Genomic DNA, 25,338 nt, shown 5'->3' on the forward strand with positions numbered 1-25,338 from the left:
GGCTGACATCTTTTGTCGCGATTCTGCCAAGGCGTGCCATGCTTATCCCCATCGTCACCCATACCAACCATTATCATCCCCGCAACGAGCCCAGCGCGGCGCGCCCGGTCACGCTGCGCGCGCGCGACCTGGAGGCGGACGAATTCATGGCGCCGCACAGCCATGAATGGGGCCAGGTGACGTATGCGCTGGAGGGCGTGGTGCGGGTAACGGCCAACAACAGCAGCTGGATCGTGCCGCCGCTGCGGGCGATCTGGATCGCGCCGCACGTGGAGCACGCGGTGACGGTGCTGGAAAAGGCGCGCCTGCGGCCACTGTGCGTGCTGGCCGAACGGGCGCCGTTCGCGGGCACGGAGTGCCAGGTGCTGGAGGTGTCCAGTTTGCTGCGCGAACTGATCGTGGCGCTGGAGCACCTGGATCTGGACCTGGCCACGCCGCGCGAGCCGCTGCTGGCGGAGCTGATACTGGACGAGCTGGGGCGCTCGGCCACGCGTCCCATCCGCGTGCCGATGCCGGAGGATAAGCGGTTGAAGGTGCTGTGCGCCGCGCTGATGGAAGACCCGGGCGCGCCGCAGACGCTGGAACACTGGGCGCGGCAGGTGGGCGCGTCCGAGCGCACGCTGGCGCGCCTGTTCGAGCGCGAGCTGGGGCTGACGTTTGGCCAGTGGCGGCAGCAGGTCAGGCTGGCCCACGCGGCGCCGCTGATCGCGCGCGGACTGCCGCTGGCCCAGGTGGCGGAGCAGCTGGGCTATGCCAGCCAGTCGGCGTTTTCGGCGATGTTCAAGAAGACGTTCGGGACGACGCCGTCGGCGTTTTTTTCTTAGTTGGGCCGCGCGAGTTCATCGAGCAGGGCGCGCGCGGTTTGCAGGTCGCGCGTGGCGTGGCCTTCGGTGTAGCGGCTGTAGATGCCTTCGAGCTGGGCGCGCGCTTCCTGGCGCCGGCCTTGCGCGCTGCGCAGGTGCGCCAGGCTGGTGGCGGCGCGCAGCTCCCAGGCCAGCGCGCCCTGCTCCGCAGCGATGGCCAGCGCAAGCGTGAAAAGCTGCCCGGCCTGCTCCACGGCTCCGGCGCGGAACAAGGCCTCGCCCTGGCAGCGCATCACTTCGGCGCGGCTCCAGCCTGCGCAGCCGGCCTCCGCGCGCGCGATCGCCCGCGCCGTCAGCAGGCGCGGATGCAGCGTGGCCAGCACGTCCACCTGCAGATTGCCGCAGTGCCGGTCCTGCTGCAGCACGAACACTTCCTTTTCCCCTGGCGGCTGTCCGTGCAGCAGGCGCTGCGCCATGGCGTAGCCTTCGCCCCAGAAATGCCATTGCGGCAGCGCGCAGCGCTGGGCGTGGTCCAGCATCAAGCCGGTGCAGCGCTGGCCTTCCGCTTCGTCGCCGCACCAGGTGAAGATGGTGCACCCGGCCAGCACCGCAAAGCACAGTGAAATGCCGTGGCCCGCCTGCAGGCCGGTCTCCACGCAGGCGCGCGCGACTTCCATCGCTTGCTCGGGCTGGCCTTGCAGCCACAGCACGCGGCTGTGGATGGCCATGGTGGAGATGTGCTGGTCCAGCTGGAAGCCGCGCCCGTGGGACAGGCGCGCGCGGTCCAGCGGGTGCCGGGCCACGAATTCAATATGGCGGCGCGCGCGGTCCTGGTGGCCGAGGTAGTGCATGGTGCGCGCCAGCATGCGGGCGTGCGCCAGTTGATGGAGCTCGCCGCCGGCGCCGGCCGCCGCCACGCCGAAGCGTTCCGCGTAGCCCAGCGCCAGCTGGTAGTCGCCGTTGAAGATGGCGTCGATGTAGCAGCCCCACAGCGCGCCCATGCGGCTGGCGTTGTCGCCGGTCTGCTGCGCCAGCTCGAGCGCGCGCGCGAACGCCTGCGTGCGCGCGGCGTTGTCGGCCTGGTCGCCGGTGTGCAGCAGCGCGTGGCCCAGGGCCAGCGCCAGCGGCATTTCCAGCTGCGGCGCCAGCGCGTCCGCGCCCGCCTGCCGCGCCAGTTCCAGCGCCTGCTGCAAGCGGCTGCGGTATTCGTCCATCAGCGACAGCTGATACCACAGCGGGCCTGACAGGGCACATAGCTCCAGGCCCAGTGCAAGGTCGCCTTCCGCACCGTCCGCGTTCAAGGTCCAGTCCAGCACGGCGCGCACGTGGTCGATGCTGCGGCCGTAAGTAGCCAGCCAGGCCTGCAAGGGCTGGCGCTCCAGCTCTGCTTGCGCCGGCCGCAGGAAGTCGCGGCAACGCTGTGCGTAGCGCCGCGCCACCACGGCCAGTTCGCCGCTGGCGCGCAGCTTGTCCAGCGCGTAGGCGCGCGTGGTGCCGAGCAGGCGGAATTGCGCCGCGCCGCCGTCTGCGCTCAGCAGCGACTTGGCGGCCAGGTTGGCGATGCAGTCGAGTACCTCCTCCGCGCTGATGCCGCCGCTTTGCGCCACATCCGCCGCGCAGTCGAGCGTGAACGGCGCGCGGAAAATGGCGCAGCGGCGCAGCACGGCCTGCTCGGCTGCGCCCAGCATGTCGTAGCTCCAGTCCAGCGTGGCGCGCAGCGTCTGGTGGCGCGGCAAGGCGGTGCGGCGGCCGCGCTTGAGCACAGTGAAGCAATCCTCCAGGCGCGCAGCCAGGCCGTGCACGCCGAAGAACTCGGCCCGCCCCGCCGCCAGCTCGATGGCCAGCGGTATGCCGTCCAGCCGGCGGCAGATGTCGGCCACGGCGGCGGCGTTGTCCTCATGCAGGCGGAAGCTGTCCATGCAGGCCGTGGCGCGTTCGACGAACAACTGCACCGCAGGCGTGGCCGCCAGCAGCGCCAGCGCCGCCGTGCCGTGGCCGGACGGCACGGGCGGCAGCGCCAGCGGCGGCAGGCGGTGCACCCATTCGGCATCCGCCCGCAGCGGCTCACGGCTGGTGGCCAGCATGTGCACGCGCGGCGCCTGGCGCAGCAGGCGCTCGGCCAGGGCGGCCACGCTGTCGATCAGGTGCTCGCAATTGTCGAGCACCAGCAGCACGTGCATGGCGTGCAAGTGCGCCACCAGCGTAGATAGCGGATCGCTGGACATGGCGGGCATGCCCAGCGCCAAAGCCAGTGCGCTGGTCACTTGCGCGCCGCCGGTCAGCGGCGCCAGGTCGACCAGGATGGCGCCATGCGCAAAGCCGGGCGCCAGCGCTTCGGCGGCGGCCAGCGCCACGGTGGTCTTGCCGATGCCGCCCGGCCCCGCCAGGGTGATCAGGCGGCGCTGCGGCACCTGCACGGCCAGATGCCGCAGCGTGTCGTCGCGGCCGATGATGCGGAATGGGGATATAGAGGCCGGCGCCGGATGCGCGACTGGCTGTGGCTCCGGCTGCGGCCCGGCCTGCACGCCGGGCGGATGCGCCGGCCGCTCCGCCGCCCCGCCTGCATCCTGCGCAACGCGCCGCACCGGCGCCACAAAGCTGTAGCCGCGCCCGACCACGTTCTCCACGTACTGGCTGCCGCTGGCATCGCGCAGCGCCCGGCGCAGCGCGCCGATATGCACCCGCAGATTGCCTTCCTCGACGCAGGTGCTGGGCCACACGCGGGCGATCAGCTCGTCCTTGCTGAGCACTTCGCCGGGCCGTTCCAGCAGCGCCAGCAGCAAATCAAAAGCGCGCCCGCTCAGGCGTACCGGCTGCCCGCCCTCAAAAAGCGCGCGTTCGGACGGCACCAGGCGATAGGCGCCAAACAGGATGGCTGTGTGGTTGGAGGTCATTCAATCGTCGGTATGGCCGGCGCCTATCCCTTATGGATATTTAACGCCAATTTACAAGAATTTATTAACTGCTGCACGGAATAGTTTTTACAATATTCGAGCGCCACAGACCTTCAAAGGCATGCCCTAGTGAACAACCCGAACACCTCCGCCGTCCCGCTGCCGCAGTTCGCCTGGACCAGCCTGGACACGGCAGCACGCCGCGCCGAAGAAGCCGCCGAGGCGCTGCGCCACAGCAGTGTGGAGGAGCGCTGCCGCCTGCTGGAGCTGATCTCACTGCACGTGGGCAGCGCGCGCGAGGCCGTGGCCGCCAGCGCCGCCGCCGAACTGGGCGCCAGCCCATCCGCTATTGCCATAGAACATGATGCACTGCTACAACAACTGCGTGCCTGCAGCGCGGTGCTGCGCCGCCATCACTGGCTGGGGGCGGCCATAGAAACCGCGCCGCCCGGCCAGCGCGTGCAGAATATCGCGCTGGGGCCGGTGGCGGTGCTGGGCACCGGCACGGACTGCGCCGCCCCGGTGTATGCGGCCGCTGCGGCAGACGCGCTGTCCGCCCTGGCTGCCGGCTGCCCGGTCCTGGTGCGCGGCAGCGCCAGCCATCCGCGCACCTGCGCGCTGCTGGCCGAAGCCATTGCCACGGCGGTGCGGGCCAGCGGTTTGCCGCAAGGCGTGTACAGCCTGGTGGCGCCCAGCGCCGCCAGCGCCGGCGCGCTGCTCTGCCATCCCGACATCAAGGCCGCCACGTTCTCCGGCAACCGCGCCGAAGGCATGGCGCTGATGCGGCGCAGCCTGGACCGCAGCGAGCCCGTGCCAGTGCTGCTGGAGACGGCCGGCAGCAATCCCGTCTTCATCCTGCCGCATGCGCTCAATGCGCGCGCCGAGCACCTGGGCCAGCAGTTGCTGAAGCACTTCAGCCCTTGCACCGGGCACCGCCAGTTCAAGCCGGGCATGGTGGTGGCGATAGAGGGCGACGGCTATATCGATTTGCGGGAGACCATTATCGACGGCATACAGGCCCTGCCGCCGGTGGCGCTGGCCGGCGGTGCGCGGCAGGATCATGCCGGCACGGTCGAACGGCTGCTGCGCAGCGGGCACGTGGACTTGCTGGCCGAGGGCAAGGGCGACGATGAGGGCGAGGCGCGGAACCTGCCGCTGGCGCGGGCCGTATTCGCCGAGGCGGAGGCTTGCAGCCTGCTGGCCGCGCCGGTGCTGGCGGAAGACCGTCCCGGTCCGGCCGGGCTGCTGCTGCGCTGCGCCTGCCCCGACGAACTGATGGCGGTGGCCGCGCGCCTGGGTCCCCAGCTGGTGGCGAGCCTGCACATGGACAGCGGCGACACCGCCCTGGCCGCGCGCCTGATGCCGCAGCTCGAACGCATGGCGCGCCATGTGAATGTGAACAGCTTCACCTCCATGCCGGTGTTCAGCGGCGCCACCGCCGCGCAGGCGATGGCGCGCTTTCTGCGTCCCGTGTTTTATCTTGATGTTCCATCCAGCCTGCTGCCCGCCGCGCTGCAGGACGCCAACCCGCTGCATCTGTGGCGCCAGGTTGACGGCGAAATGCGGCACTGACCTTCGCGAGCATGCCATGCACTATGACGAAAAAGTAGGAATCGCCAAAATCCGCATCCACCAGGAGCGCGCCCATGTGACGGCGGTACTGGGCTCCTTCGTGTCTGCCGACAAACTGCTGCGCAGCTGGGCCACCGGGCCGCAGGATTATTTCGAGTGCGATTTTGAGATTGAATACCTGGACGGCTACCGCGTCAGCGGACGCTATCCGATGTGGCAAAAGTGCACCACGCGCCAGTCGCTGGGCGCCTACGTGCGGCGCACGATAGAGCAGCTGGAAGCGGACCGGCTGCGCTTCGCGATGGCCGACAGCGGCCTGCCCCGGCGTGAGCCGAGGCGTTTCCTGGACCGGTATGAGGTGGAGGATTTTGGGGAGCGGGAGGCTGGCTGATTGGCGGGTTACGCGGGGCGGAGCCCCGCTAACCCGCCCTACGCGGCTTATGCGGCGGCGGCTTCGGCTTCGAAGACCAGCGCGCCGTTGCGTTCGTCCACGCGGATGGTGTCTTTCGGGCCGAAGCGGCCTTCCAGTATCAAACGCGACAGCGGATTTTCGATCTGCTGCTGGATGGCGCGCTTGAGCGGCCGCGCGCCATACACCGGATCGTAGCCCGCCTCTGCGATCTTCTGCAGCGCCGCGTCGCTCACCGCCAGCTCCATGTCCATGCGCGCCAGGCGCTGCTCCAGGATATGCAGCTGGATCTTGGCGATGGAGCCGATATTCTTCTCGTCCAGGCCGTGGAACACCACGATCTCGTCGATACGGTTGATGAACTCGGGACGGAAGTGCGAGCGCACCTCGGCCATCACCGACAGCTTCACCAGCGCAGGATCGGAATCCTCCATGGACTGGATCTTCTGCGAACCGAGATTCGACGTCATGATGATGACGGTGTTCTTGAAGTCCACCGTGCGCCCCTGGCCGTCGGTCATGCGGCCGTCGTCCAGCACTTGCAGCAGCACGTTGAACACGTCGTGGTGCGCCTTCTCCACCTCGTCCAGCAGGATCACGCTGTAAGGCTTGCGGCGCACCGCTTCGGTCAGGTAGCCGCCCTCGTCGTAGCCCACGTAGCCGGGCGGCGCGCCGATCAGGCGGGCCACCGAGTGCTTCTCCATGAATTCGCTCATGTCCAGGCGGATCAGCGACTCCTCGGTGTCGAACAGGAAGGACGCCAGCGCCTTGGTCAGCTCGGTCTTGCCCACGCCGGTCGGCCCCAGGAACATGAAGGAGCCGTATGGACGGTTGGGATCGGCCAGGCCCGCGCGCGAACGGCGGATGGCGTCCGCCACCGCGTTGATGGCCTCGTCCTGGCCCACCACGCGCTCGTGCAGCTTCTCTTCAATGTGCAGCAGCTTCTCGCGCTCGCCCGTCATCATGCGCGACACGGGAATGCCGGTTGCGCGCGACACCACTTCGGCGATTTCCTCCGCGCCCACCTGGGTGCGCAGCAGCTTGGGCTTGTCCGCGCTGTCCGGCGCCGCGCCCGCGTTCTCTGCCTGCTTGAGCTGCGACTCCAGCTCCGGCAGCTTGCCGTACTGGAGTTCGGACACGCGCTGCCAGTTGGAGGCGCGCGTGGCTTCCTCCATCTGCTGCTTGATGCGCTCGATCTCCTCCTTGATGTGCGTGGTGCCCTGCACATTGGCCTTCTCGGCCTTCAGGATTTCCTCGAAGTCGTTGTACTCGCGCTGCAGCTTGAGGATTTCCTCGTCGATCAGGTCCAGGCGGCGGCGCGAGGCCTCGTCCTTTTCCTTCTTCACGGCTTCCTTCTCGATCTTCAGCTGGATCAGGCGGCGTTCCAGCTTGTCCATGACTTCCGGCTTGGAGTCGATCTCGATCTTGATCTTGGAGGCCGCCTCGTCGATCAGGTCAATCGCCTTGTCGGGCAGGAAGCGGTCCGTGATGTAGCGGTGCGACAGTTCGGCCGCCGCGATAATGGCGGCGTCGGTGATGGCGACCTTGTGGTGCAGCTCGTACTTGTCCTGCAGGCCGCGCAGGATGGCGATGGTGGCTTCCACGGTCGGCTCGTCCACCAGGATTTTCTGGAAGCGGCGCTCCAGCGCGGCGTCTTTTTCGATGTATTTGCGGTACTCGTCCAGCGTGGTCGCGCCCACGCAGTGCAGCTCGCCGCGCGCCAGCGCAGGCTTGAGCATATTGCCCGCGTCCATGGCGCCTTCGGCCTTGCCCGCGCCCACCATGGTGTGCAGCTCGTCGATGAAGACGATGGTCTGGCCTTCGTCCATGGCCAGTTCCTTCAGCACGGATTTCAGGCGTTCCTCGAACTCGCCACGGTATTTGGCGCCCGCCAGCAGGGCCGCCATGTCCAGCGACAGCACGCGCTTGCCGCGCAGCGAATCCGGCACTTCATTGTTGACGATGCGCTGCGCCAGGCCTTCGACGATGGCGGTCTTGCCCACGCCCGGTTCGCCGATCAGCACAGGGTTGTTCTTGGTGCGGCGCTGCAGCACCTGGATGGCGCGGCGGATTTCATCATCGCGGCCGATCACCGGGTCCAGCTTGCCGGCGCGGGCGCGCTCGGTCAGGTCCAGCGTGTATTTTTTCAGGGCCTCGCGCTGGCCTTCGGCCTCCTGCGAATCCACCTTGCCGCCGCCGCGCACGGTGTCGATGGCCGCTTCCAGCGCCTTGCGGGTCAGGCCGCTCTCGCGCGCCAGCTTGCCGGCGTCCGACTTGTCGTCCGCCAGCGCCAGCAGGATCATTTCGCTGGACACGAACTGGTCGCCGCGCTTCTGCGCTTCCTTGTCGGCCAGGTTGAGCACGCCCATCAGCTCGCGGCTGACCTGCACGTCGCCGCTGGTGCCGGACACCTTGGGCAGGCGCTCCAGCGAGGATTTCAGCGCATTGGTCAGACCATTGACGTTGACGCCGGCGCGCTGCAGCAGCGAACGCGCGCTGCCGTCGTCCTGGTTGACCAGGGCGACCAGCAGGTGTACTGGTTCAATATAGGGATTGTCGTTACCCACGGCCAAGCTTTGCGCGTCGGCCAGGGCTTCCTGAAGTTTGGTAGTGAGTTTGTCTTGCCGCATGTCGAATGCTCCTGAATTGGTCTACTGTGCAAATTGGGTTGCGCAAGCGGTTTTCAAGGCGAGCATTCTGATCTACATCAAGAAACCGTCCATTTCTTCAAGGCGGCGTCGTCACTGACGCGGGCGTCGACCCAGCGGGCGCCCTCGGGGGTTTGCTCTTTTTTCCAGAACGGCGCTTCGGTCTTGAGGAAATCAATGATGAACTCGCAAGCGGCAAAGGCCTCGCCGCGATGGGCGGAGGTGACCGCCACCAGCACGATCTGCTCGGTGGGCTTGAGCGGGCCGATGCGGTGGATTACCAGCGCGCCGTAGATGGGCCAGCGCGCCTTGGCCTGCTCGATAATGGCTTCGATCGACTGCTCCGTCATGCCCGGATAGTGCTCGAGTTCCATTTCCGCCACGTCCGCGCCTTCATTCAGGTCGCGCACGGTGCCCACAAAGGTGACGATGCCGCCCACTTTGGCGTTTCCGGCGCGCAGCTGCGCCACTTCGGCGGCAACATCGAAGTCCTCCGCCTGCACCCGTACCTGCGTCATTTAGCCTCCGCGCCTATGCGGCGGAACAGCTGTTCAATGCGGGTGGCGGTGCGGGCGTCCGCCAGCGCGGGCATGGCGCACAGCTGGAGGAACTGGGCCGCCTGCGTCATCGGCTTCTGGCCGGACTTGAGCGACGATTGCAGCACTTCGACCTGCATTTTCAGGCGTTCGCGCGCAAACTCGGCGCCGCCGTCCACGCCGGCCACAATCTCCAGGCGCAGCACTTCCTGCAGCAGCTTGGCGCGGGAGGCCTCCAGCTGGCCGGCGTAGGCGCTGCGCTTGCCCTCCTCCGCCGACGCGGCCAGCGCGGAAGCAAAGCGGGTGTGCAGCGCGCGCTCATATTCATTGGCCAGGGCGGGCAAGGCTTTCCAGCGCTCGTCCCAGCCGGCGGCATCGACGCCGTTTGCGCCGGCCAGCTCGGCCTCCAGCGCCTGGGCCAGGCGCAGCTTGTCGCGCAGCGCGTTGGCCTGGGCGGCGCCGGCGCGTTTGCGGATGGCGTCGCCCTGTGCTTGCACGGCGGCGACGGCGGCCTTGTAGCGCGCTTCGATCTTCGGCTCGCTGGCGCGCGGCACCTGGCCGGACGCGTGCCAGGCGCTGGCTGCGTCGCGCAGGGCCTTGGTGATGGCGGCCTGCTGGGCCTTGTCGTCGCCGCTGAAGGTGGCTTGCTCCAGCTGCGCGCAGATTGCCTCGCGGGCGTGCAGATGGGCGCGGCGCTCATGGTCGGCGGCGTGGGCGGATTCCTTGCGGGCGGCAAAAATGGCGTCGCAGGCGGCGCGGAAGCGCTGCCACAGCGCCTGCTCCTGCTTGCGCTCCAGCGGCAGCGCCTTGGCGTGCTCCTGCCAGCGTTCCTGCAGGATGCGCAGCGTGTCCAGCGTGTGGCGGTCGGACGGATTCAGCTTGGCGGTTTCCTCGATCAGCTGCTCGCGGCACGCCACTTCGATGCTGCGCTGGTTCTCCAGCGGGGCCAGCATGGCGTCCATGGCCCTGCCGAAAGCGGTGTCCAGCTTTTTCTTTTCCTTGCGGTCAATGGCCCCCAAACGGCCCCAGGCCTGGCGGAAACGCTGCGATGCGGCGGCCAGCGCCTTGAAGTCGGGTTCGCCGGCGGCGGACTTGGCCTGCAGCGCCTCGACCTCGGCGATCAGCGCCTGGCCCTTGGCGGCGTTGGTGTGGCGTTCGTCGGCCAGGTGCTTGAAGTGGGCGGCGGCGGGCGCGTAGGCGGCGGTGCAGGCGGTGTCGAAACGCTCCCACAAGCCTTTCGGCGCCGCGCCGGAAACCACGTCCAGCGCTTTCCAGCGCTCGCGCATGCTGCCCACTTTCTTGGCCAGCTCGGCCATGGCCAATTGCTGGCCTTTCAGGTCTTCCACGGCTTTGACCAGTTCCTCGCGCGAAACGTTACCGCCCCAGCGCGCCCAGTCGCCCAGGCGCTTCAGGTCGGCGCGCACGTGGGCCAGGCGGTCGGCCTGGGCCGTGCTCAGGCGGCCGGTCTTGGTCTCCTTCAGCGCCTTGTCATGATCGTTGGCAATGTGCAGCTGGCCTTCGGCCAGCGCTGCTTCCATGGCGTCCAGCGTGGCCATGAAACGTTTGTTGGCTTCGCGGGCGGCTTCCTGCGCGGCGGGCGACAGGTCGCGCGGTTTGGCGTGGCGCTGTTCGGCCGGCTTGGCTGAGCCGTTGGCGGCGCCAGCGGCGGCGTGCGGCTTTGCGCCGGGCTCGCCTGCAGCCTCGGCAGGATCGCTGCCGGCCGCGTTGGCATGGGCGGCGCCGTTGGCAGCATTGACGCCGGCAACAGCCTGCAAAGCGCTTGCGTCATCGGCGGCGGCCGCTGCGGCGCCGGCTTCGGCTTCGGCGCCGGCCTGCGCCGCGCTGCGGGCCGCCTGTGCGGCCAGCTTGGCGCGCGCCTCGCTCATGGCGGTCTCAAAATCGCCCAGCAGATTGCGCGGCAAAGCGCCTTTTTCGGACGCGGCCACATGTTTGGCGTGTTCCTCGGCCAGCGCATCGAGTTCGGCGGCGTCCGCTTGGCCCGCCGCCACGCGGCGCACGGCGGCCAGCGCATCGAGCGCGGCGCGCTGCAAATTGACCTGGTCTTCCAGGCGCTGCCCCAGCGCGCCGCGCACGCCGTTGAATTCCTCCGCCAGCGCCGGGGTGGCGGCGATCACCTTCCACAAGCGGTCCAGCTCGGCAACCTGGTTGGGCGTGAGTTTTTCGTCGGCCAGCAGCTTGCGCGCGTTGGCGATGGCAGCTTCGGCCTGGCGCTGCTCGGCCTGCTGGTGGCGGATCGCGTCCAGGCGCGACTGCATCAGCTTGGCCACGCGGCGGTCGGTGTTGCGCATGGCCTGCTGCACCTGCTCCAGTGCAGGCTGCGACACCACGTGCGCGGCCGCGGCCAGCCGCACGTCGGCAAATTCACTCTGCAAGATCAGTTCGACGGCGGCAGCCTCGTCCTCGGCCAGCGCCTTGGCGCGCTCGGCCTGCGCGGCGCGGCGCGATGCGGTCTGCTCAGCTTGCACGGACGCAGCCACGGCGGCGGAAGCCTGCCCGGCGTCGGCCGGCTGGCCGTTGGGTGCATCGCCGGGGCGCTTGAAGAGGAATTCGAACATGATGGGCTATCGCTGTATCAAAACCACCATGATAGCAAAGGAACGCCAAATTCTTTGCCCCCTATTTATTTGCTAGTCCGCCAGCGCGCGGCTGAGCGGCCGCTGGCGGCGCGGACGCACCAGTTCGGACACGGCGATGTTCGGATCCAGCTCCTCGTCCGGCAGCACCACGGGCAGCACAGCCAGCGCCGGCAGCAGCGCGTCGTCCATCACGTCCTGCCCGCTTTGCCGGCCCTGCGCGGCGCGCGGCCTGGCCGCCGGCGTCTGCACCAGGTGCAGCTGGCCGCCCTTGCAGCGGCGCGCTTCGGCGACGTTGGCGTCGTGCAGCAGGAACTGGTTGGCGATGGCGAACCAGGCCTCGCCGCCTATGGCCGTGCGCGCCACGGCGAACAGTTCCTTCTCCTCCTTGTCCAGGCGCTGCAGCAGCGACTCGCAGAAGGCGTCGATGCCGGAGCAGATTTCCTGCACGCGCTGCTCCGACTCGTCTTTCGACTCGGAAACCTGCTGCTGCAAGGAACGGATCACGCCCAGCGCCACGTCGTTCAGGCGGTTGAGCTCCTCCAGCAGCTGGTTGGCCTGCTCGGTGGCCTGGCGGATGGCCGGGATCAGATACATCTCAATCTTGCGCCAATGGCAAGCCTGGTACAGGCGGTTCAGCGATTCGCACGCGAACTCGAGCTGCGACAAGGTCAGGCTGTTCTGGCGCAGCAGGGTGGACTGCACGTATTTTTGGAACGAAAGCAAACTGACGCGGATGTTGGCTTGCTCGACGGACAGAGCAACCAAGGTGTAGGTGGCCGTTAACATTCTTACTCCAAGCTGAAATCACACAATGCGACGAGGCGGAAGTAAAAGTGTAAATAAACGCGACGACCGGGACTTTGATCTAGCACAAACTGTCCCGTTATTAGAGCTTGGTGATGCGGTTTGCCTCCAAGCGCAGCTTAGGCGAATCGCTATGCTTGCAGCTTGAGCAGCAAATTGGCCATCCCTGGTTCCGGCGACGGACTGACCGTGCCGCCGAAGCGCCGGACCAGCTGCTGGACACCGCCATTTTCAGACAACGCTTCGCCGACTATCGCCGCAGTGCCTCGGCTGCGGAAATATTCGACCAGCTTTTGAAACAGAATAGCGCCAAGCCCCTTTCCCTTCAAGTCCGAACGCACCAAAATAGCGAATTCGGCATGCTGATTGTCGGGGTCTGCAACAGCCCTTACTACCCCTAGTGTTTCGGGCCGGCCCCCACTACCGACGCGCGTGGCGATAAAGGCCATGGCGCGGTCATAGTCGATTTGCGTGAGCCGCGCCAGCTGCGCCGGCTGCAGTTCGCGCATGGCGGAAAAGAAGCGCAGGCGCACATCGTCCGGATCTATCCTGGCAAAAAATTCGACATGCTGCGGCGCATCCTCGGGCCGGATCGGGCGCAGCGTCAGCGGCCCTCCCTGCCACTGCACTTCCTGCTCCAGCTCCTGCGGATAGGCGCGGATGGCAAGACGGTAGCTGGCGCGCGGCGCGCCCAGCGTGATGCGCGCGCCCAGCGCCAGCACGCCGCCGTCCCCGCCCCCGTTCGCGTCCCGCCCGGCCAGCAGCGGATCTATGCTCAGGCTGGCCAGTTCGCAGGTGTCTGCCACCAGGTCGGACACCTGTATCAGCGTGTGGCAGACCGCATCGCCGCCGTCGCCCAGGCCGGAACGTTCAAGCAAATCGCGCGCCAGCACCATGTTGAGCGGCGGCAGGCCGATCACGCGGGCATCCGCTCGGGCGCGCGCGCCGGCCGGGCCGCCGCGCGACAAGCTGATCACCGGACCGAACGAGGGATCGTCATGCACGCCGATGGCAAGCTCGTCGCTATGCGGCGGCGGCGCGCTGCCCTGCTCCGCCATGCGGATGCCGTAGGCGCCCAGCACGGCGCGGGTTTCCTCTGGCTCCAGCACCTGGCGCCCCTCGGCCATGGCGGCGGCGATGACGGCGCGCGCGGCGGCGCGTTCCGGCTTGCTACCCGGCGGAAACTGGCCGGGCACTTCCATCAGCAATTCCTGGTTGCGGCGGTATTGCGCCATCTGCATAAAGCCGCGCACCGCCTGCTCCGGCGTGTCGTAGCTCGGCAGGCCGGCCTCGGCGAACACGCGGCGCGCGCCCGCCACCGAAGCGCCGCCCAGCCAGCAAGACAGCACGTTCTTGCCCGAGCCGCGCGCCAGCGGCGCCAGCAGCGCGGCGATGCGGCTGGCGTCCACCCCGGTGGCGGGCGCATGGATCAGCAGCACGGCGTCCACCTGCGGCTCGCGCAGCAGCGCCTCGAAGGCCGCCACGTACTGCTCGGGCGTGGCCGCGCCGCCCAGCTGGAACGGATTTTGCGGCGCGGACGCCCCGTGCGCGGCCACCTCGGGCTGGGCCGCGCGCAGCAGCTTGACGGTCTCGGGCGACAGCGGCGCCAGCTTGCCGTCCGCATAGGCCAGCGCGTCGGTGGCGATGGTGCCCAGGGCGCCGCCGTTGGCCACGATGGCCAGCCGCTCGCCGCGCAATGCGCGCGCATGCGCCAGCGTTTCGGCCGCGTCGAACAGGTCTTCGGTGGAATGCACGCGCAGCATGCCGGCGCGGCGGAAGGCGGCGTCGTAGACCGGGTCGCTGGCGTCGCGTCCCGCCTTGAGCACGATCACCGGCTTGGCGCGCGCGGCCAGGCGGGCCGCCGACATGAATTTGCGCGCGCAGGCCAGGTTTTCCATGTAGACCAGGATGGCCGCCGTGTCGCTGTCGTCAGCCAGGAAGTCGAGCAGGTCGCCCAGGTCGATGTCGGCGCGCTCGCCCAGCGAGGCGAACTTGGAAAAGCCGATGCCGTGCAGCCGCGCCCAGTCCAGCACCGCCGCCATCAGCGCGTCCGACTGCGACACGAAGGCGATCTTGCCGGCCTTGGCGCCGCCTTCGGCCAGGCTGGCGTTCAGGCCGCTGTGCGGCGCCAGCAGGCCCACCCCGCCCGGCCCCAGGATGCGCAGCAGGTGCGGCTTGGCCGCCTCCAGCATGGCCTGGCGCGCGCTCTTGCCGCCGCTGCGGGTCTCGTCCAGCCCCTTGCTGAGCACCACGGCGGCGCGTGTGCCGCGTGCGCCCAGCTCGGCGATCAGGCCCGGCACCGTGGCCGGCGGGGTGCAGATGATGGCCAGGTCCGGCGCATTGGGCAGGGCCGACACCTTGCTGTAGCAGCGCACGCCCAGCAGTTCGTCGTACTTGGGATTGACCGGCCACAGCGCGCCCGCGTAGCCGCCCTCGGCCATATTGGTGAGCACGATGGCGCCCAGGCTGCCCGGCCGCAGCGAAGCGCCTATCACGGCCACCGAGCCGGGGTCGAACAGACTGTTGAAATTCCTGATGCTCATCGGCCGTCCTTTCAGCCCGCGCGCCCGTCCGGGCTCACCAGCGCGAGGTATGGTCTTCGGTCACGCCCACCAGCTGCGTCACCATGCGTTTCGGCTGGTCCGCGCTGCTGCGCACCCAGCCGGTAAAAGTGCCTATGGGCTGCACATAGCGGCTGGCCGCCACCACCAGGTTTTTGTCCTGGCGGCGCGCGCCTTCCGGCGTGAAAAACAGCTCCAGCAGGTCGTCCTCGGTGAAGATATGCCAGCGCGCCAGCGGGTCGGCCTGGTCGTAGATGAAATGGGCCGGCCCCAGCGCGTGCACCTGGCCGTCCAGCCACAGCGCATTCTCGTGGCCGCCGAAATAGCCGGCCTGCAAATTGAAACCCAGTTCCAGATTATGCGCCGACGCCCAGCGCCAGGCCGTGTTGCGCGCCAGCAGGCCGTTGGAATAGTCGAAACTGGCCACGCCGCCGGCCAGATCGTACTCTCCGCGCCACAGTTTCACCTCGCCCGACAGCGGCATGCCGGCCGACTTCTGCGTGGCGTGCACCGAGCCGTTCTTGACCGGGCCGCTGGCCAGCAGCGGCGGCGCGCTGGCGGGACCGAATTCGGCGTCTATCACCAGGTAGGGGCAGTCCAGCTCCAGCTTGTAGCGGCCCGCGTCCAGCGCTTCGATATTGATGTAAGTCTGCTTCACCTTGAAGGTGCTGCGGCCGCCGGCGTGCGCCGCCACCCGGGCCGCCGTGAGCGGCAGGCCGTCCTGCGAAAAATTGGCCAGCATGTCGCCGTCGTCGCGGTCGAAGGCGTAGGCGAAGCAGGTGCCTATCCAGCCCAGGTCCACAATGGCCACGGCGCAGAACACCTGCTCGGTGGACAGCGCCACGTAGTGCCAGCGCTTGTGGTGGAAGCCGCGCCACAAGGCGTTGCGCGCGTGCGGGGCCGCCAGCGCGCTCCAGTCGAATCCCCCGGCCATGCCGGCATAGCGGCCAAACAGGGGCTGGCCGTCGGCGCCGATCAGGCTGGCGGGTGCGGCGGGCAGGGTCATGCAGTCTCCAATGCGGTCTTCATCATGCTATCCGGTCGCTATCCAGTTCGGCCTGCAGCACGGCGGCAAATTCCGCCGGCTCGGCGCTTTGCACCCGCAACTGCGGGCAGCCGTGCCAGTTGGCGCAGCGCCGCAAGGCGGCCGCCACGTCGCGCACAAAGCGCTCGCTGGCGCGCGTGCCCGGCTCCAGGGCCACGGACTTCAGTTCGAACACGCCCTCGCGCCGGTGCGCCTTGGCGTCCACCCGCCCCACCAGCGCGCCGCGGCGCAGGATGGGCAGGGTGAAATAGCCGTAGCGGCGCTTATCGGCCGGCGTGTAGCATTCAAGGCGATAGTCGAAATCAAACAATTCCAGGGCGCGGCGGCGGTCCCACACCACCGGATCGAACGGGGACAGGATGACGGTCGCCGTGGCCGACAGCCCGCCGTCCGCCGCGCTGGCGGCCAGCGCCGCATGGTCCGGGTGGATGTAGACCGGCTCGTCCCAGCCCTGCACGCGGGCGCGCAGCAGCGCGCCTTCGGCCACCAGCGTTTCCGGGTCCAGGCGCGGCGGCCTGGTGCGGAAGTAGTCGGCGATCCAGGACGCCTTGGCCAGCCCCAGCGCCTTCACCGTTTTCAGCACGAAGGTGCGGCGCGTTTCGTCCATGGCGGGCATGCGGCTGTCGTCCCATCCCGGCAGCGAGCGTTCCAGCACGCGCTCGGCCAGGTCGTACACGCGCTGGAAGTTGTGGCGCCGCGCTATCATCAGCTGGCCGGCCGTGAACAGCACCTCCAGCGAGCGCTTTTCCGGCTTCCATTCCCACCAGCCGCCGCCCTTGCCGTCGGTGCGCTCGAAGTCCGAGGAGCGCGCCGGGCCGTTGGCGCGGATGTGGGCCAGCACCGCGTCCACGTCGGCGCGCCGCTCGGCCATCCAGGTCTCGGAATACTTCCAGCCCATGGAGCCGGGGTCTATCATGCGGTGGCGGTACAGGCCGTAGTCCTCCACCGGCACGAAGCAGGCCTCGTGGGCCCAGTACTCGAACAGCGCGCCCTCGGCCAGCAGTTCCTCCAGCCAGGGCTGCGGATAGTCGCCCAGGCGGCTCCACAGCACCAGGAAGGGACTGCGCGCGACCACGTGGATGGTGTCGATCTGCAGCACGCCCATCTGCCGTATCGCCTCCAGCACGTCGGCTTTGCGCGCTTTTCTGCGGCGCGGCTGCAACAGCCCCTGCGCCGCCAGATGCAGGGCGCGCGCCGCCGCCAGGCTGAGTGTCAATTCGGTCAAAAGCGTGGCCCTTCCATGGTTAAACGCAGCCCGCCATTCTAAAAGAAAACGCGCTTTCCATTGGCGTTTTATCACTTTTCCCTGCCCGGCGGATTTATTTTGGTTTTGCCTGGACCCCAAGCGCCGAATTTGCGTGCAAAATATCCCCCAATGGAGACTGCGTTACCCCAAAAGCCCCAAGGCGACCAATTGATAAGATCAGATAACCCAGTCCGGCGCTTCCTGCGCAAAACCTACCGGGCAGTTTTGCTGCCTGCGTTTGCCCTTGGGCTGCTGCTGTCCATGTGGGGCGCCGTGGCTTACCAGGTGCGGCAGGAGTACCACAGCGCGCGCCACGAGGCCGTGCTGCATAGCCAGACGCTGGCCCGCACCCTGGCCGAACACACCAGCCACCTGCTGCGCCAGACCGAGCACGCCACCCAGCTGTTCAAACTCAAATACGAAGAAACCGGCGGCACGCTGCGCCTGCCCGAGTTCACCCGCAAGGGCGGCCTGCTCGATTCGCTCATGCCCTCGCGCCTGGAACTGCCCATCGCCCTCTACCTCCCCGACGGCAAGCTGCTGGAAAGCCGCAACGGCTTCTTCAGCCCGGACATCAGCGCCGACCCGATGTTCAAGATACTGGGGCTGGCCCTGGACGACGCGGCGCTCGCCTCCAACCCCATGGTCGAGCCCAAGACCAAGAAGTGGCAGATCCAGATTGCGCGGCGCCTGAACGACGCCAAGGGCCAGTTTGCCGGCGTCATCATGCTGATGGTGGACCCGGCCTACTTCGTGGAGGATTACGACCGCCTGCACGTGGAGCCCAACGGCTTGGTGATGCTGACCAGCCGCGACACCGGCCTGGCCATCGGCCGCATCGAGGAACACCTGTACATCAGCGACGCCATCGACTTCACCACCACCAGCACCGACGCCTACGGCAGCGCCGACGAGCTGACCCTGAAGCAGCCGCTGGATGGCGTGGAGCGCATCTATAGCTACCGCGACATGCCGCGCTACTCGCTGACGGCGGTGGTGGGCAACACGGTCAGTTCGTCCATGGTGCGCTTCGAGAACCAGCGCCGCATCTACTTTGTGCTGGCCACGCTGGCCTCGGTGCTGGTGTGCGCCTTCGCCGCGCTGCTGATGCAGCAAAGCCGGCGCCTGCGCCGCAGCATGCTGGCGGCCACCGAGGCCCAGCAGAAGCTGCGCGCGGCGGCCGACGCCAGCCTGGACGCGGTGTTCCTGCTGAAAGCCTGCCGCTCGCACGCGCGCGGCGAGGTGGTGGACTTCACGCTGGTCGACGTGAACGAGCGCGGCGCGCGCATGCTGGAGCTGCCGCGCGACACGCTGCTGGGCCAGCGCATCGGCGAACTGGTGCCGAACTGGCGCAAGGAAGGCTTCCTGGACCGCTACCGCGCGGTGATGGAAACCGGCCAGCCGCTGGAGGAGGAATTCGAGACCCGCAACCTGCCCGGCGAGCCGCGCTGGCTGCGCCACCAGATCGTGGCCATCGACGACGGCGTGACCGTCACCACCCGCAACATCACCTCGCGCAAGCGCGACGAACTGAAAATGCGCCAGAACCAGGCCGAACTCCAGGCCGTCAACGACGCCTCGCCGCTGGGCCTGATCCGCGCGGACGCCAACGGACATTGTACTTATGTCAACCGCACTTTCGAAGCCATCACCGGGCTGACGCGCGAGCAGGCCCTGGGAGACGCCTGGATGGTGGGCGTGCATCCGAATGACCGCGAGGTGCTGAGCGCCGCCATCCGCCACCTGCGCGACACGCTGCAGCCCTTCCAGGACACGCTGCGCTGCGTGCACCCGGACGGCAAAGTGGTGTGGACGTCGATGAAGGTGGCGCCCATCATCATCGACGGCCGCATCGACGGCTTTGTCGGCACGCTGGACGACATCACGCTGATGCGCAAGTCCGTCATGGCGCTGCGCGAGAGCGAAGCGCGCCTGCGCACCATCACCGACACCCTGCCCGCCATGATCGCCTATGTGGACGAGGACGAAGTCTACCGCTTCAACAACCTGGCCTACGAGCGCGAATTCAGCCAGTCCGGCGTCGGCATGGTGGGCCGCACCATCCGCGAAACGGTGGGCGAAGAGCGCTACCAGTATCTGCAGCCCTACGTGCAGCGCGCGCTGGCGGGCGAAACGCTGTCCTTCGAGGAGGACGACGAAAGCCACAGCATCGTGCGCAGCTTCGAGGTGATCTACATTCCGCAGTTCGACGAAGGCGGCTACAGCGTGGTGGGCTTCCACGTCATGCGGCAGGACATCACGGCGCAAAAGCGCGAGAAGCAGCGCCTGCTCAAGCTGTCGCAGATCGACGCGCTCACCGGGCTGACCAACCGCGCCGGCTTCCTGCAGGAGCTCAACAACGCCATGGCCGCCAGCCGCGACAACAACACCATGATGGCGGTGATGTATATGGACATCGACCGCTTCAAGCCGGTCAACGACACCTACGGCCACAGCGTGGGCGACTCGCTGCTGAAGGTGTTCTCGGCGCGCCTGACGCACGCCATGCGCGCCAGCGACACCATTGCGCGGCTGGGCGGCGACGAGTTCACCATCATCGTCGAGCGCCTGGCGCGCACCGAGGACGCGGAGAACCTGGCGGCCAAGATCGTCACCACCATGCAGGCGCCGTTCGAGCTGGACGCGGCCACCGTGTCGGTCTCCACCAGCATAGGGCTGACCTTCTACCAGGGCGAGGAAGTCACCCCGGCCGAGCTGCTGAACCGGGCCGACATGCTGCTGTACCAGGCCAAGCAGGCCGGCCGCAACACCTACCGCGCCGCGCCCGTGCTGTCGGCGCTGCCCGCGCTGCACGCCACCCCGAATGCAGCCTGAACGTCCGCAGTTAGATCCGCCGCAACTCGCAAGGGCCGAGTTTAGGCTATATTGAGCGCTTTTCGGCCCTACCTATCCCCTATCCAGGCAATCCATGCGTCTGCTGCACACCTCCGACTGGCATCTGGGCCAGTCGCTCCACAATTTTGAACGCGGCTACGAGCACCAGTGCTTCCTCGACTGGCTGCTCGACACCATCGTCGCCGAGCAGGCCGACGCGCTGCTGATCGCGGGCGATGTGTTCGACAACGCCAACCCCTCGTCCGCCGCCCAGCGCCAGCTGTACCGCTTCCTGCAGCAGGCCAGGGCGCGCGCGCCGCAGCTCGACCTCATCGTCATCGCCGGCAACCACGACTCGCCGGGCCGCCTGGAGGCCCCCGGCCCGCTGCTCGAAGCGCACGGCACGCAGGTGATCGGCAACGTGCCGCGCGGCGCGGACGGCCAGATCGACGTGGAACGCCTGGTGCTGCCGCTGACCGGCAAGAGCGGCGCGGTGGAGGCCTGGTGCCTGGCCGTGCCTTTCCTGCGCCCCGGCGACGTGCCGTGCCAGCCGGTGCTTGAACAAGACGGCCAGCCCGCCGCCGATCCCTACCTGGCCGGCATCGCCCTGCTCTACCAGCAAGCCTACGAAGTGGCGCAGTCGCGTCTCCAGCCCGGCCAGTCCATCGTCGCCATGGGGCACTGCCACATGGTGGATGGGCAGATGTCGAACGACTCCGAGCGCCGCATCGTCATCGGCGGCACCGAGATGCTGCCAACCGGGATCTTCGACCCGTCCATCGCCTACGCCGCGCTGGGCCACCTGCACCTGGCGCAAGCGGTGGGCAAACAGGAACGCATACGCTACTGCGGCAGCCCCATTCCGCTGTCCTTCGCCGAAACCGGCTACCGCCACCAGATCCTGCGCGTGGACATCGGCGCCGCCGGCGCGCCCTGCGAAGTAAGCGCCATCCCCGTGCCGCGCGCGGTGGAACTGATGCGCGTGCCCGCCAAACCCGTCCCGCTGGAACAGGTGCTGGAAGCGCTGGCCGCCCTGCCCGGCGAAACCACCTTGCCGCCCGAAGCCTGGCCTTTCCTGGAAGTGCGCGTGCTGCTGGACGCGCCGCAGCCCGGCATGCGCGCGCGCGTGGAAGCCGCGCTGGAAGGCAAGCCCTTCCGCCTGGCGAAAATCGAAACCTCCACGCCCAGCCGCGCACCCTCGCTCGACGACGCCGCGCTGACGCTGGACCAGCTGGACAAGCTGCAGCCGGACGACATCTTCAAGCGCCTCTACCTCCAGCGTTTCGGCAACGAAGCGCCGGCGGACCAGTTGAGTGCCTTTGCCGAGCTTATGCTGCCCGGCGCCTGAACCAAGAATATCTATGCGCATCCTCAGAATCGGCGGTAAAAACCTGGCCTCGCTGGCCGGAGAATTCAGTGTGGACTTTGAACAGGAGCCGCTGGCCTCGGCCGGCCTGTTCGCCATCAGCGGCCCCACCGGGGCGGGCAAAAGCACCCTGCTCGACGCGCTGTGCCTGGCCTTGTACGACGCCACGCCGCGCCTGCTCAAAGCCCTGGGCCGCAGCATGCTGCCGGACGTGGGCGCCGAAACCGTGACCACCCAGGACACGCGCAACCTGCTGCGCCGGGGCGTGGCCGACGGCTACGCGGAAGTCGATTTCGTCGGCAGCGACAACCACCGCTACCGCGCGCGCTGGAGCGTGCGCCGCTCGCGCAACAAGGCCGAGGGCGCGCTGCAGCCGACGGCAATGAGTTTGCTGCAACTGCCGGACCTGCTGCCGGTGGGCGGCACCAAGACCGAAGTGAAAGCCGAAATCGAGAAGCGCATCGGCCTGTCGTTCGAGCAGTTCACGCGCGCCGTGCTGCTGGCGCAAAACGAGTTCGCCACCTTCCTGAAAGCGGACGACAACGAGCGCGGCGAGCTGCTGGAGACGCTGACCGGCAGCGCCGTCTACAGCGAAATCTCCATGCGCGCCTTCGAGCGCGCCAAGCTGGAACAGGCGGCGCTGCAGCGCCTGACCGGCCGCCTGGCGGACCAGAAGCCGCTCAGCGGCGAGGAACGCGCCACGCTGGAAGCACAAAGCACGCAGGCGGACGCCGTGGTGGCGCAATTCGACGCGCAAAAAGCGGTGCTGGAACAGGAACTGCGCTGGCACCAGCAGGCGCAAAGGCTGGAACAAAGCGAGCTGCAAGCGCAGCAAGCCTTGCAGGAGCGCCTGGCCGATGTGGAAGCGGCCGCGCCGCGCCGCGCCGCGCTGGAGCAGCTGGACGCCGTGCAGCCTGCGCGCCCGCTCGCCGCCGACATCACCCGCATCGAAGGCGAGATCGAGGCCGCACAAGCGGCGCTGGCGGCGCGCAAGCTGGAATCCGAACAGGCGCTGCAAGCGCAAGCCCATGCGGCAGCCGTGCTGCTGCAAGCCGAAGCGGCGGTGGGCGAAGCTGAAGCGGCGCAACGCGGCGCCGGCCCCAAGCTGGACCTGGCCAAGGCGCTGGACGCGCGCATCGAAGCCATGCTGCCCGCCCACCGGCATGCAAGCGCCGCGCTGGAAGCCGCCAGCCAGGCCGACAAGCAGGCCCGCAGCGCCTTGCAGAACAAGCAAACCGAGCACCGCCAGCTCAGCGCCGCGCAGGAGCAAGGCGCAGCATGGCTGGCGCGCCACCAGCAATGGCAGGCGCTGGCCGAGTCATGGCAGAAGTGGGACGTGCTGTTCGTGCAGGCCGGGCAAGCCGCCTCGCAGGCCGAAAAGCACAGCTACGCGCTGGCGGCGGTGCAGCGGCAAGCCAGCCACCACCGCGAAGAAGCGGCGCGCGCCACGGCGGGCCTGGACGGCGCCGCCGAACGCCTGCAAGCGCTGGAAGCGCAGCGCCAGCAAGCCATCGCCGCGCTGGCGGCGTTTGACGCGGAGGCCATGCACGGCCGCCGCCGCGCACTGGAACAGCGGCGCGACCTGCTGGCCACCGGCGAAAAAGCATGGTCCGAGCTGGACGCGCGCCAGCAGCGCAAGGCGCAACTCGACGGCGACGCCGCGCAGCAGCAGCGCAGCAAGGCAGCGGCGGAACAGCATCTGGCCGAGGCGCAGCAGCAGCACGCTATCCTGATGGCGACCTTCGGCCAGGCCGAGCGCTCACTGAAACTGGCCGAAGCCGCGTGCGCGGAAAGCGTGGAAACGCTGCGCGCCACACTGCAGGACGACCTGCCCTGCCCGGTCTGCGGCGCGGAAGAACACCCCTACCGCCACGACGACGGCGCCCTGGCCGCCATGCACGCCAGCCTGCAAGCGGAGGTAACGCATTGCCGCGAGCAGCTGCAAAAGAACATCGAACAACAAACCTACCAGCGCACCACCGCGCAAAACAGCGTCGAGCGGCTGGCGTTGCTGGCCACCGAACAGCACGCGCTGGAAGAAGCCCTGGCCCGCGCCCGCGCCGCCTGGAGCGCCCACCCGCTGGCGGCTGAAGCCGAAGCCGCTGCAGGCGCCGAAGCTGCAGCCTGGTTCTCCACCGAGCTGTCCAACGCGCGCGACGCGCTGCAGCTGATCGGCGAGCAGGAACTGGCCCAGCGCCGGGCCAGCGCCGCGCGCGACGCCGCGCAGCAAGCCTGCGACACCGCCACCGCCGAACACGCCCGCCAGCAAGCAGCCGCAGCCGCCGCGCATACCGCCCTGGCGCAGTCGACCGCCGAATACCAGGCACTGGAAGACAAGCGCATCGAAGTGGCGCTGCAACTGAGCGGCCTGCTGGACGAACTGGACGCGGCTTTCAACAGCACCGAGCTGCCGAACGAAGGCTGGAAGGACGAATGGAAGTCCGGCCCCGCGCGCTTCTACGAGGCGCGGCGCGCCGAGGCCCGCCAATGGCAAACCCAGCGCACCCAGCTTGACGAACGCGCACACGCCTTCGCCGCGCTGGACGCTGAACTGCACGCCCTGGCCGCCGCCCAGGCCAAGACCGGCCACGACGCCGACACCGCCCGCGCCGCCTTCAGCACCGCCGACGCCGGCCTGCAAGCCATGCAGGAACAGCGCATGGACCTCTGGGGCGGCAAGGAAGTGCGCGACGTGGAACTGCTGCTGCAAGCGGCAATCGACACCGCGCGCGCACGCCACGCAGCCCAGCAGCAAGCGGGCCAGCAGGCAGCGCAGCAGCACGCGCGCGCCGAAGAAGCCATCGCCCAGTCGGCCGCCCGACTGGACGCCCTGCACGCCGCCGCCGAAGCCGCCGCCGCCCGCCTCGCCGCCTGGCTGGACAGTTTCAACCACCAGCAGGCCGCGCCCGAGACCGGAACCATAGACCTCGCCGAACTGGCCGACAGCGCCATCACGCTGGAAGAGCTGCTCGCCCTGCTCTTCCGCCCGGCGGACGCCATCCGCATTGAACGCCAGGCGCTGCAAGCACTCGCCCAGGCAGCGGCCAACGCCGCCACCGTGCTGAAGGAACGCCAGCTCCAGCGCCAGCAGCATCTGGAAAGCGCCCCGGCGCAAGCGGACGGCGCCACCCGCACCATGGAAACGCTGGCGCAAGCGCTGGACCAGCTATCGGCCGAACGCAAGCTGGCCTACGACCAGGCCGCCGCGCACCGTCTCGGCATCGCGCAGGACGACGACAAGCGCCAGCGCGCGCACGCCATGCTGGGGGACATTGAACGGCAGGAAGCCATCGAACAGCGCTGGGCGCGCCTGAGCGAACTGATCGGCTCAGCCGACGGCAAGAAGTTCCGCAACTACGCCCAGCAATTCACGCTGGACGTGCTGCTGGGCTACGCCAACGCCCACCTGGGCCATCTGGCGCGCCGCTACCAGCTCGAACGCATCAACCACAACAGCGGCCCCTCGCTCGGCCTGCTGGTGCGCGACCAGGACATGGGCGGCGAAATGCGCTCGGTGCACTCGCTGTCCGGCGGCGAATCCTTCCTGGTTTCGCTGGCGCTCGCGCTGGGACTCGCCTCGCTGTCGTCGAACCGGGTGCGGGTGGAATCGCTGTTCATCGACGAAGGCTTCGGCAGCCTGGACGCCGAGACCCTGCGCGTCGCCATGGACGCGCTGGACGGGCTGCAGGCGATGGGGCGCAAGGTCGGCGTGATCTCCCACGTGCAGGAAATGACGGAGCGGATTTCCACCCGCATCCTGGTGCAGCCCTCGGCGGGCGGCAAGAGCGTGGTCTCGGTGCTGGCGTCCTAACGCACGGGCAGCTCGCCGCGCTCGACTTTCACCATGTCCCAGCCCAGCTCGCGCCGCACCTGCTGCGGGTCGGGCGGCGGGCGGCGCTCCTCGATCTTGTTACGCATCCACTGTCGCACGGCTTCCTTCGTAGGATGTTTCTTCTGTTCCACAGCTAGCCTCTTTAAGCAACGGTTCGGATAAGCGTTCAACGCGGCCCTGACCATTCAGT

Annotated in this window: 15 protein-coding genes; 6 read left to right on the forward strand and 9 right to left on the reverse strand. The window is 68.3% G+C overall.

Features of this window, described 5'->3' with window-relative positions:
* Positions 1-38: 38 nt before the first annotated feature.
* Positions 39-824: an AraC family transcriptional regulator gene (locus tag KT882_RS22185; protein WP_161074701.1), complete on the forward strand. Its 786-nt coding sequence runs from the start codon at positions 39-41 to the stop codon at positions 822-824.
* Here KT882_RS22185 and KT882_RS22190 read toward each other — a convergent pair.
* Positions 821-3,697, reverse strand: a complete 2,877-nt coding sequence (locus KT882_RS22190; RefSeq protein WP_161074700.1) for an ATP-binding protein — start codon at positions 3,695-3,697, stop codon at positions 821-823. The genes KT882_RS22185 and KT882_RS22190 overlap by 4 nt on opposite strands.
* Before the next feature lie 129 nt (positions 3,698-3,826).
* Between KT882_RS22190 and KT882_RS22195 the strand changes: the two genes are divergently transcribed.
* The gene (locus KT882_RS22195) at positions 3,827-5,269 is read left to right on the forward strand and encodes an aldehyde dehydrogenase family protein (RefSeq protein WP_228893342.1); all 1,443 of its coding nucleotides are present in this window, start codon (positions 3,827-3,829) and stop codon (positions 5,267-5,269) included.
* A 16-nt stretch (positions 5,270-5,285) separates the two neighbouring features.
* Complete coding sequence (locus tag KT882_RS22200) at positions 5,286-5,660, forward strand: hypothetical protein (protein ID WP_161074698.1); 375 nt, start codon at positions 5,286-5,288, stop codon at positions 5,658-5,660.
* Positions 5,661-5,707: 47 nt separating this feature from the next.
* On the opposite strand, the gene clpB is transcribed toward KT882_RS22200, so the two are convergent.
* The 7 genes from clpB to KT882_RS22235 form a co-directional block, all read right to left on the reverse strand.
* Positions 5,708-8,308, reverse strand: coding sequence for an ATP-dependent chaperone ClpB (gene clpB / locus KT882_RS22205; RefSeq protein WP_161074697.1), 2,601 nt, complete (start codon positions 8,306-8,308; stop codon positions 5,708-5,710).
* 77 nt (positions 8,309-8,385) lie between these two features.
* Entirely contained in the window at positions 8,386-8,844 is a 459-nt protein-coding gene (moaE, locus tag KT882_RS22210) for a molybdopterin synthase catalytic subunit MoaE (protein WP_161074696.1), read from the reverse strand.
* Complete coding sequence (locus tag KT882_RS22215; protein WP_228893343.1) at positions 8,841-11,438, reverse strand: DUF349 domain-containing protein; 2,598 nt, start codon at positions 11,436-11,438, stop codon at positions 8,841-8,843. Before KT882_RS22215 ends, moaE begins: the two co-directional genes overlap by 4 nt.
* Positions 11,439-11,510: 72 nt before the next feature.
* A complete protein-coding gene (locus KT882_RS22220; RefSeq protein ID WP_161074694.1) occupies positions 11,511-12,245 on the reverse strand; it encodes a hemerythrin domain-containing protein in 735 nt (244 codons plus the stop codon).
* Between the two features lie 149 nt (positions 12,246-12,394).
* Complete coding sequence (locus KT882_RS22225) at positions 12,395-14,806, reverse strand: bifunctional acetate--CoA ligase family protein/GNAT family N-acetyltransferase (RefSeq protein ID WP_228893344.1); 2,412 nt, start codon at positions 14,804-14,806, stop codon at positions 12,395-12,397.
* Positions 14,807-14,840: 34 nt separating this feature from the next.
* Positions 14,841-15,830, reverse strand: coding sequence for a DUF2804 domain-containing protein (locus KT882_RS22230; protein WP_161074692.1), 990 nt, complete (start codon positions 15,828-15,830; stop codon positions 14,841-14,843).
* A 22-nt stretch (positions 15,831-15,852) separates the two neighbouring features.
* Positions 15,853-17,094, reverse strand: coding sequence for a winged helix-turn-helix domain-containing protein (locus KT882_RS22235; RefSeq protein WP_161074691.1), 1,242 nt, complete (start codon positions 17,092-17,094; stop codon positions 15,853-15,855).
* A gap of 189 nt (positions 17,095-17,283) precedes the next feature.
* Between KT882_RS22235 and KT882_RS22240 the strand changes: the two genes are divergently transcribed.
* From KT882_RS22240 to KT882_RS22250, 3 genes are all read left to right on the forward strand, one after another.
* Positions 17,284-19,950 (forward strand): sensor domain-containing diguanylate cyclase, encoded by a 2,667-nt coding sequence (locus KT882_RS22240; RefSeq protein ID WP_228893345.1) that lies wholly within the window; start codon positions 17,284-17,286, stop codon positions 19,948-19,950.
* A gap of 94 nt (positions 19,951-20,044) precedes the next feature.
* Positions 20,045-21,298 carry an exonuclease SbcCD subunit D C-terminal domain-containing protein gene (locus KT882_RS22245; RefSeq protein WP_228893346.1) on the forward strand — a complete coding sequence of 418 codons (1,254 nt, stop codon included), beginning with the start codon at positions 20,045-20,047 and terminating at the stop codon, positions 21,296-21,298.
* A 13-nt stretch (positions 21,299-21,311) separates the two neighbouring features.
* Positions 21,312-25,127: an AAA family ATPase gene (locus tag KT882_RS22250; protein WP_228893347.1), complete on the forward strand. Its 3,816-nt coding sequence runs from the start codon at positions 21,312-21,314 to the stop codon at positions 25,125-25,127.
* Here the strand turns inward: KT882_RS22250 and KT882_RS22255 are convergent.
* The gene (locus tag KT882_RS22255; protein WP_228893348.1) at positions 25,124-25,279 is read right to left on the reverse strand and encodes a thioredoxin domain-containing protein; all 156 of its coding nucleotides are present in this window, start codon (positions 25,277-25,279) and stop codon (positions 25,124-25,126) included. The genes KT882_RS22250 and KT882_RS22255 overlap by 4 nt on opposite strands.
* Positions 25,280-25,338: the final 59 nt, after the last annotated feature.

The organism is Pseudoduganella aquatica (assembly GCF_020865585.1).
Lineage (GTDB): Bacteria > Pseudomonadota > Gammaproteobacteria > Burkholderiales > Burkholderiaceae_D > Rugamonas > Rugamonas aquatica_A.

Excerpts from the sequence above, each read along its gene's own strand:
- KT882_RS22185 (WP_161074701.1), top strand. The coding sequence starts at position 39 with ATGCTTATCCCCATCGTCACCCATACCAACCATTATCATCCCCGCAAC.
- KT882_RS22190 (WP_161074700.1), bottom strand. The coding sequence starts at position 3,697 with ATGACCTCCAACCACACAGCCATCCTGTTTGGCGCCTATCGCCTGGTG.
- KT882_RS22200 (WP_161074698.1), top strand. The coding sequence starts at position 5,286 with ATGCACTATGACGAAAAAGTAGGAATCGCCAAAATCCGCATCCACCAG.
- clpB (WP_161074697.1), bottom strand. The coding sequence starts at position 8,308 with ATGCGGCAAGACAAACTCACTACCAAACTTCAGGAAGCCCTGGCCGAC.
- moaE (WP_161074696.1), bottom strand. The coding sequence starts at position 8,844 with ATGACGCAGGTACGGGTGCAGGCGGAGGACTTCGATGTTGCCGCCGAA.
- KT882_RS22215 (WP_228893343.1), bottom strand. The coding sequence starts at position 11,438 with ATGTTCGAATTCCTCTTCAAGCGCCCCGGCGATGCACCCAACGGCCAG.
- KT882_RS22220 (WP_161074694.1), bottom strand. The coding sequence starts at position 12,245 with ATGTTAACGGCCACCTACACCTTGGTTGCTCTGTCCGTCGAGCAAGCC.
- KT882_RS22225 (WP_228893344.1), bottom strand. The coding sequence starts at position 14,806 with ATGAGCATCAGGAATTTCAACAGTCTGTTCGACCCCGGCTCGGTGGCC.
- KT882_RS22230 (WP_161074692.1), bottom strand. The coding sequence starts at position 15,830 with ATGACCCTGCCCGCCGCACCCGCCAGCCTGATCGGCGCCGACGGCCAG.
- KT882_RS22245 (WP_228893346.1), top strand. The coding sequence starts at position 20,045 with ATGCGTCTGCTGCACACCTCCGACTGGCATCTGGGCCAGTCGCTCCAC.
- KT882_RS22250 (WP_228893347.1), top strand. The coding sequence starts at position 21,312 with ATGCGCATCCTCAGAATCGGCGGTAAAAACCTGGCCTCGCTGGCCGGA.